Origin of the sequence: Mycobacterium sp. (assembly GCF_050700595.1) — a bacterium.
In the GTDB taxonomy this organism is placed as follows: domain Bacteria; phylum Actinomycetota; class Actinomycetes; order Mycobacteriales; family Mycobacteriaceae; genus Mycobacterium.
On the sequence record NZ_JBOHHI010000165.1, the window covers coordinates 1 to 7,439 of the forward strand.

Genomic DNA, 7,439 nt, shown 5'->3' on the forward strand with positions numbered 1-7,439 from the left:
ACGAAGTCCGGGGACAACATGCCCGCAGCCGTGCGGCTGTCGTGGTGCGGGCGCTGGAACGGGAACGTCGCCGTCGTCTCGCCGAACGCGACGCGGAGATCCTCGCGGCCAGCATGTCAGCGCCGAGTGATTTGGATGCACTGGCCGGCCACTCTGCTCGTACCGTCCTCGACATCGACTGATGCGACCCATCCACATCGCCCAGCTCGACAAGGCCCGACCCGTCCTGATTCTCACCCGCGAGGTCGTGCGTCCGCATCTCACCAACGTCACCGTCGCCCCAATCACGACAACCGTCCGAGGGCTGACCACCGAAGTCCCGGTAGGCGCGGTGAACGGGCTGAATCAACCGTCTGTCGTCAGTTGCGACAACATCCAAACGATCCCGGCGTCTGACCTTGGTCGTCAAATCGGCTACCTTCTCGCGTCGCAGGAACCAACCCTTGCCGACGCCATCAGCAACGCGTTCGACCTCGATTGGGTCGTGTCATAGGTTCGGGCAAGGGCATCGTGCTCAGGCCTCGGTCAAGGTCTACCCACTGCTGGCTCGCTCATATCTGGGTTTCGGGACGCTGCGAACGGCAGACTACGGTACGTCGGCCACGCAGCGGAATCCGATATGGGTGGTCGCGGTGTCCTGCGATTGCGGGGACCGCGCCGCCGGCCGGTACCGGTGGCAGTACTCCGGCGCGCACAGGTATGAGCCACCTTTGAGCGCCTGGTAGACCGTCGGGTCGGCGGGCCCGGACGGTGCGCAGCAGGCCTTCGGCGGCTGATCCAGCCGATGATGGGCCGAAAATTCGGTGGTGGTCCACTCCCAGACATTGCCCATCATGTCCAGCAAACCGAACGCATTGGCCGGGAATGCGCCCACCGGAGACGTCCCGGTCCAACCAAGCGCGCCGTCGTTACGGTAGGGGAATGTGCCTTGCCAGGTGTTGGCCATCAACTGGCCGCCGGGCTTCTCCTCGTCTCCCCACACGTACGTCGTGGTGCTGCCGCCGCGGGCCGCGTACTCCCATTCGGCCTCGGTCGGCAACCGCCGCCCGGCCCACCGGGCGTAGGCAGCGGCGTCCGGGTACGCCACCTGCACGACGGGGTGATCGAGGTGGTCGGCTATGTAGCTGTCGGCGATGTCGCTGTCCGGCCCGAACGGGTGCCGCCAACTCGCGCCCGGCGCCCAGTCCCACCACTGCCGCCAGTCCCGCAGGTCGACCGGGCCCGCCGTCGCGCGGAACACCATCGCGCCCGGGACGAGGTCAGCCGGATCCGCACCCGGATACAGTGCGGGGTCGATCGGCTGCTCGGCAACCGTCGCATAGCCTGTGGCGGCAACGAATTCGGCGAATTGAGCGTTGGTCACCGGATACCGCTCCACCGCGAACGCGGCCACGGTCGCGGTGTGGATCGGCGCCTCCTCGGGGTAGAAGCTTGTCGACCCCATCCGGAACGAGCCGCCGGGTAACTCAACCAGGTCGGTCAGCACGGCTTCAGTCACGCGACCTCAGTCCCGCGAGAAGGCCAGCGCCAGCCGCTTTTCCACATCCTCGTACGGTGTGCCGGAGATGTCGACGGTGACCTGCGCGATAGTCCCGCCGGTGAACGCGAAGGGGGCTTCGTACCGGCTGGACACTCCCGAGCCACTGTTGCGCCCAACAGTGATGGCGGCGCCGGCCAACGCGAACATTCCGGGATGCGCCTTCATGTCCGGCAACGCGGCGACCGCGGTGTCGTCGACGTACATGGTGGCTTCACCGAGCGGGGTGTGGCTGTTTTCCACGGTTCCTGTCCGGGTGTAGCGGACTCCGAACAGGTGCCGGCCCAACGGGACCGAGTCGGGTGAGGAGATCAGCTGTTCCTGCTCACCGAGGAAGTTGTAGACGTAGTTCAGCCGTCCGCCCTGGATGAACAGGACGTGGCCACCGTGGGCGCCGCCCTGCTTGAACAGCACGCCTTCGGCGCCGGTGGTGTCCACGGTCACGTCGGCCAGCACCGAAAACGACCGGCCTCGTATCTCGGCACCGGCACCCATGCCCACGTCTGCGCTGTCGGGGTAGTAGGTGTAGGTGGACCGTTCGCCGACCAGATAAGGGCGCCAGCGGGTCATCGTCTCCAGGATGTTCAGGTCGGCCAACGGCAGCCCGTTGTACTTGGCGGCCTCGGCGAACCACCGCTGTTTGAGTTCCTCGAGTTTGTCGGGCTGCTCGGCAGCCAGGTCGTGGCACTGGCTGCGATCGGCCTCGATGTGGAACAGCTCCCAACGGTCGGCATCGAAATGCGACCAGCCCGCGGGTGTCGCGGCGTGTACGGTGTTGGCGAACCAGCCGTCGTGCCAGATCCCGCGAGTGCCCAGCATGGTGTAGAACTGGGTGTGCTTTCCGGTGTCTGCGGCCGGATCAACAAGGGCGGCTTTGAAACTCATCCCATCCAGCGGCCGCTGCGGGATCCCGTTGACGACCTCCGGCGGAGTCATCCCCAGCAGGTCGTAGACGGTCGGGGTGATGTCGCAGACGTTGATGTAGGTGTCACGAACCTCGCCATGCGCGGCAATACCGTTGGGCCACGAGATGATAGCCGTGTCGGCGATGCCGCCTTCGTGCGAAGCGTAGCGCTTGAACAACTTGTAGGGCGTGTTGAAGGCCATCGCCCACCCGATCGGGTAATGGTTGTAGGTCTCGGGACCGCCGAGGCGGTCGAGGAACTTGATGCTCTCCTCGACGGTGTCGATATAGCCGTTGAAGAATTTCGTCTCGTTGACCGACCCGTTCGGCCCGCCCTCACCGCTGGCGCCGTTGTCGCAGATCACGACGACGATGGTGTTGTCCAATTGCCCGGAATCGTCCAGATAGTCCAGGATCCGGCCGATTTGGGCGTCGGTGTAACTGAGGAAGCCGGCGAACACCTCGGCCATCCGGGCGAACAGCTTCTTCTCGTCGTCGCGCAGTGTTTCCCAGGGCCGCACGGTGTCCTGCAACGGCCACGGCTCACCGTTAGGACCCTTTACATCGAGATACGGGTTGATTGGCGACAGTTCGGTGCCACGGGGCACGATGCCCATCGCCTTTTGGCGCTCCAGCACGATTTCGCGGTAGCGCTCATAGCCCATGTCGAAGCGGCCGGCGTAGCGGTCGGCCCACTGTTTGAACACATGATGCGGGGCATGTCCGGCGCCGGGGCAGACGTAGGCGAACCAGGGCTTGTCCGGCGCGATCACCTTGGCATCACGAATGAATTCGATCGTCTTGTCGGCGATGTCCTTGGACAGGTGATAACCGTCCTCGGGTGTCGCGGGCGGGGTTACCTGATGGTTGTCGTAGACCAGGTCGGGGTACCACTGGTCGGTCTCACCGCCCATGAACCCGTAGAACCGTTCGAAGCCGCGCGATAACGGCCAGTGCCGCCTGGTCGACGCCAGGTTCGACTCCTCGAGCGGGGTGAGGTGCCATTTTCCGATGCAGTAGGTGTTGTAGCCGCGTTCGGCGAGCACTTCCGACAGCAGCGCGGTGTCGGCCGGGATACGACCATTGCAGTTGGGGAACCCGTCGGTGAACTCTTCGATGGTCGCCATGCCCACGGTGGTGGCGTTGCGACCGGTCAGCAACGACGCCCGGGTCGGTGAGCACAGCGCGGTGGTGTGAAACTGCGACAGCCGTACGCCACAGTCAGCGATGCGGGTCATGTTCGGCATCTCGACCAGTCCGCCGAAGCAGTCAAATGTCGCGATCCCGACGTCGTCCCAGACCACATAGAGGATGTTGGGTGCGTTCTCTGGTGCCGTCGGTGCAGCGAACGGTCCCCAGTCCGGTTCCGAGTCACGGATGTCTAACTCGATCTTGCCGTTGAACTCGGTCGTCATCGCCGTGACTATACCCGGGCGACCAGACGCAAAAGCCCCCAATTTCGTTACGAAATGGGGGCTTTTGCGTCTGGTCGCGCTGGAAACTACTTGGCCCTCTCCAGGATTTCGACGAGCCGCCAGCGCTTGGTCGCCGACAGCGGGCGGGTCTCCATCAGGGAGACCCGGTCGCCGACACTGGCAGTGCCATTCTCGTCATGCGCCTTGACCTTGGTGGTCGTGCGGATGATCTTGCCGTACAGCGGATGCCTCACCCGATCCTCCAGCTCGACCACGATGGTCTTCTGCATCTTGTCGCTCACCACATAGCCGATACGGGTCTTGCGCCGGCCCCGGGGCTTCGGGGTGCGCGGAGTGTGCTTGGGGCCCTTGCCATTGCCGGTAGCTTTTTGGGCGGGTTCTTTGGGAGCGGCCTTTGTGGGAGCGGCCTTTTTCGACGCAGCCTTGCCAGCAGTCTTCGCCTCTGCCATTACGATTCCTCACCGTCGGGCCCGGAAGCCAGGCCGAGTTCACGTTCGCGCAGCACGGTGTAGATGCGCGCGATCTCATGACGCACCGTGCGAAGTCGACGATTGTTGTTCAGTTGTCCGGTCGCCATTTGGAAGCGCAGATTGAACAGCTCTTCCTTGGATTCGCGCAATCGGTCGATCAGCTCTTCGCCGGTGAGCTCGCGCAGTTCGCCAGCGGAAACACCCACTGCCATCAGAACTGTTCCTCTCGGGTAATGATGCGTGCCTTGATCGGCAACTTGTGGATCGCCCGGGTCAACGCGGCCCGGGCGATCGATTCGTTCGGGTAGCTGAGCTCGAAGAGCACCCGGCCCGGCTTGACGTTGGCCACCCACCACTCCGGCGACCCCTTACCCGAACCCATTCGGGTCTCCGCCGGCTTCTTGGTCAGCGGGCGGTCCGGGAAGATGTTGATCCAGACCTTGCCGCCGCGCTTGATGTGCCGGTTGATGGCGATACGGGCGGACTCGATCTGCCGGTTGCTGATGTAGGCGTGTTCGAGTGCTTGGATGCCGTAGTCGCCGAAGGTCACTCCCGTACCGCCGCTGGCGATGCCGCGCTGACGGGGATGATGCTGTTTGCGATGCTTAACCTTGCGGGGAATCAACATGATTCAGCTCTCCGTGCTCTGCGTCTCAAGCGTCGGCTCGCCGGCCGCCGCAGCTTCCTCAGTGGCAGAGGCGGCCCGCCCGGCCTCGGTGCTCGTCGCCGTGGTGCCCGCGGCGCCGCTGCGGCGCGGACGGGTGCCCGACGGCCGCTCGCGCCGGGGACGCTCCGCGCCGCCCGCCGCCGGAGCGGCCAGTTCGCGTTTGCCGCCGACGATGTCGCCCTTGTAGATCCACACCTTCACGCCGATCCGGCCGAAGGTGGTCTTGGCCTCATACAGGCCGTAGTCGATGTCGGCGCGCAGCGTGTGCAGCGGGACGCGGCCTTCCCGATAGAACTCCGAGCGGCTCATTTCGGCACCGCCGAGGCGGCCGGAGCACTGCACCCGGATGCCCTTGACGTTGGGCTGACGCATCGCCGACTGGATGGCCTTGCGCATCGCGCGCCGGAACGCCACCCGGTTGCTCAACTGTTCGGCCACACCCTGGGCCACCAACTGTGCCTGCGACTCCGGGTTTTTCACCTCGAGGATATTGAGCTGCACCTGCTTGCCGGTCAGCTTCTCCAGATCCGCGCGGATGCGGTCGGCTTCGGTGCCGCGGCGACCGATGACGATGCCCGGCCGGGCGGTATGGATGTCTACCCGAACCCGGTCGCGGGTGCGTTCGATCTCCACGTCGGCGATCCCGGCCCGCTCCAGTCCGGTGGACAGCAGCCGCCGGATCGCGACGTCTTCCTTGACGTATTCGGCGTACTGCTTGTCGGCGTACCAGCGAGACTTCCAGTCGGTGGTGATGCCGAGCCGGAAGCCGTGCGGATTGATCTTCTGGCCCACTACTGCGAGCCTCCCTTCGCTTCAGAAGTCTCGCTCTGCGTGGACTTCGCGGCAGTTGCCTTCTTCGCGGGCGCTTTCTTTGCCGGGGCTTTCTTCGCCGGCGCCTTCTCAGCAGCCGCCTTCTCAGCAGCCGCTTTCTTGGCCGGCGCCTTCGCGGCGGATGCTTTCTTGGCCGGCGCCTGGGCGGCGGCCTTGCTGGCCTGCGCGCGCCGTGCCCGCGCCGACTGCGACCGTTCATCGGCCACCGGCCGGCTTTCCACGATCACGGTGATATGGCTGGTGCGCCGGCGGATCCGGAACGCACGGCCCTGGGCACGCGGACGAATCCGCTTGGCGGTGGGGCCGTCGTCGGCGCAGACGCTGGCCACCACCAGGGTCGCCGGGTCCAGTCCATTGTTGTTCTGGGCGTTGGCCGCAGCACTGGCGATGACCTTGGCCACCGGCACGCTGGCCGCCTGCGGCGCCCAGCGCAGGATGTCAAGCGCCTCGGTCACCGACTTGCCGCGGACAAGGTTGATCACCCGGCGCGCCTTGGTCGGCGACACCCGCACAAACCGGGCCTTGGCTATCGCAGAAGGAAATTCAGTCGTCGTGTTCATCGCCGCTTGGCTTTCCGGTCGTCTTTGATGTGCCCTTTGAAGGTGCGCGTCGGCGCGAACTCGCCGAGCTTGTGACCCACCATCGCCTCAGTGATGAACACCGGCACATGCTTGCGTCCGTCGTGGACCGCGAAGGTGTGGCCGATGAAGTCCGGGATGATGGTCGACCGCCGCGACCAGGTCCTGATGACCTGCTTGGTGTTCTTCTCGTTCTGCGCATCGACCTTCTTGAGCAGATGGTCGTCGACGAACGGACCCTTCTTCAGGCTACGTGGCATCGGCTAACTCCTAGCGGTGCTTCTTGCCGGTGCGCCGGCGTCGGACGATCATCTTGTCGCTGGCCTTGTGGCGCCTGCGGGTCCGCCCCTCCGGCTTACCCCACGGGTTGACCGGGTGACGTCCACCCGAGCTCTTACCTTCACCACCACCATGTGGGTGATCCACCGGGTTCATCACCACGCCACGCACCGACGGACGCTTGCCCTTCCAGCGCATCCGACCGGCCTTGCCCCAGTTGATGTTGGCCTGCTCGGCGTTGCCGACCTCGCCGACCGTGGCACGGCAGCGTACGTCGACGCGGCGGATCTCACCGCTGGGCATCCGCAGCGAGGCGTAACTACCCTCCTTGCCGAGCAACTGAATGCTCGACCCGGCCGAGCGCGCGAGCTTGGCGCCCCCACCCGGCCGCATCTCCACAGCGTGGATCAGCGTGCCGGCCGGAATATTGCGCAGCGGCAGGTTATTGCCCGGCTTGATATCGGCGTTGGCGCCGGACTCCACCACGTCGCCCTGCGAAAGCCCCTGTGGCGCAATAATATAGCGCTTCTCGCCATCCAGGTAGTGCAGCAGTGCGATGTTGGCGGTGCGGTTAGGATCGTACTCGATGTGCGCGACCTTCGCGTTGACGCCGTCCTTGTCGTTGCGGCGGAAATCGATCACCCGGTAGGCACGCTTGTGTCCACCGCCCTTGTGCCGGGTCGTGATCCGGCCGTGTACGTTGCGTCCACCACGACCGTGCAGCGGCTGGACCAACG

At 65.2% G+C, this 7,439-nt stretch carries 11 protein-coding genes; 2 read left to right on the plus strand and 9 right to left on the minus strand.

The genetic code is table 11. The annotated features are described in order from the left end of the window. A partial coding sequence (locus tag ACRDTL_RS14960; protein WP_431507488.1) for an antitoxin occupies nt 1–182 on the plus strand: 182 nt, incomplete at its 5' end. Next, nucleotides 182–493, plus strand: coding sequence for a type II toxin-antitoxin system PemK/MazF family toxin (locus ACRDTL_RS14965; protein WP_431507489.1), 312 nt, complete (start codon nt 182–184; stop codon nt 491–493). The genes ACRDTL_RS14960 and ACRDTL_RS14965, both read left to right, overlap by 1 nt. Nucleotides 494–586: 93 nt before the next feature. Here ACRDTL_RS14965 and ACRDTL_RS14970 read toward each other — a convergent pair whose 3' ends face one another. From ACRDTL_RS14970 to rplB, 9 genes are all read right to left on the minus strand, one after another. Beyond that, nucleotides 587–1,486: a formylglycine-generating enzyme family protein gene (locus ACRDTL_RS14970; RefSeq protein WP_431507498.1), complete on the minus strand. Its 900-nt coding sequence runs from the start codon at nt 1,484–1,486 to the stop codon at nt 587–589. Nucleotides 1,487–1,504: 18 nt separating this feature from the next. Beyond that, nucleotides 1,505–3,856: an arylsulfatase gene (locus tag ACRDTL_RS14975; protein ID WP_431507490.1), complete on the minus strand. Its 2,352-nt coding sequence runs from the start codon at nt 3,854–3,856 to the stop codon at nt 1,505–1,507. Nucleotides 3,857–3,942: 86 nt separating this feature from the next. Continuing rightward, nucleotides 3,943–4,326: a 30S ribosomal protein S17 gene (gene rpsQ, locus ACRDTL_RS14980; RefSeq protein WP_431507491.1), complete on the minus strand. Its 384-nt coding sequence runs from the start codon at nt 4,324–4,326 to the stop codon at nt 3,943–3,945. Continuing rightward, nucleotides 4,326–4,559: a 50S ribosomal protein L29 gene (rpmC, locus tag ACRDTL_RS14985; RefSeq protein ID WP_431507492.1), complete on the minus strand. Its 234-nt coding sequence runs from the start codon at nt 4,557–4,559 to the stop codon at nt 4,326–4,328. The genes rpsQ and rpmC overlap by 1 nt, the downstream gene beginning before the upstream one ends. Continuing rightward, a complete protein-coding gene (rplP, locus tag ACRDTL_RS14990) occupies nt 4,559–4,975 on the minus strand; it encodes a 50S ribosomal protein L16 (protein ID WP_431507493.1) in 417 nt (138 codons plus the stop codon). Before rplP ends, rpmC begins: the two co-directional genes overlap by 1 nt. Before the next feature lie 3 nt (nt 4,976–4,978). Then, the gene (rpsC, locus tag ACRDTL_RS14995) at nt 4,979–5,806 is read right to left on the minus strand and encodes a 30S ribosomal protein S3 (RefSeq protein WP_431507494.1); all 828 of its coding nucleotides are present in this window, start codon (nt 5,804–5,806) and stop codon (nt 4,979–4,981) included. Then, nucleotides 5,806–6,405, minus strand: coding sequence for a 50S ribosomal protein L22 (gene rplV / locus ACRDTL_RS15000; RefSeq protein WP_431507495.1), 600 nt, complete (start codon nt 6,403–6,405; stop codon nt 5,806–5,808). The genes rpsC and rplV overlap by 1 nt, the downstream gene beginning before the upstream one ends. Continuing rightward, nucleotides 6,402–6,683: a 30S ribosomal protein S19 gene (rpsS, locus tag ACRDTL_RS15005; protein WP_431507496.1), complete on the minus strand. Its 282-nt coding sequence runs from the start codon at nt 6,681–6,683 to the stop codon at nt 6,402–6,404. The genes rplV and rpsS overlap by 4 nt, the downstream gene beginning before the upstream one ends. Nucleotides 6,684–6,693: 10 nt before the next feature. Further along, nucleotides 6,694–7,439: 50S ribosomal protein L2 (rplB, locus tag ACRDTL_RS15010; RefSeq protein WP_431507497.1), on the minus strand; the 746-nt coding region annotated here is incomplete at its 5' end.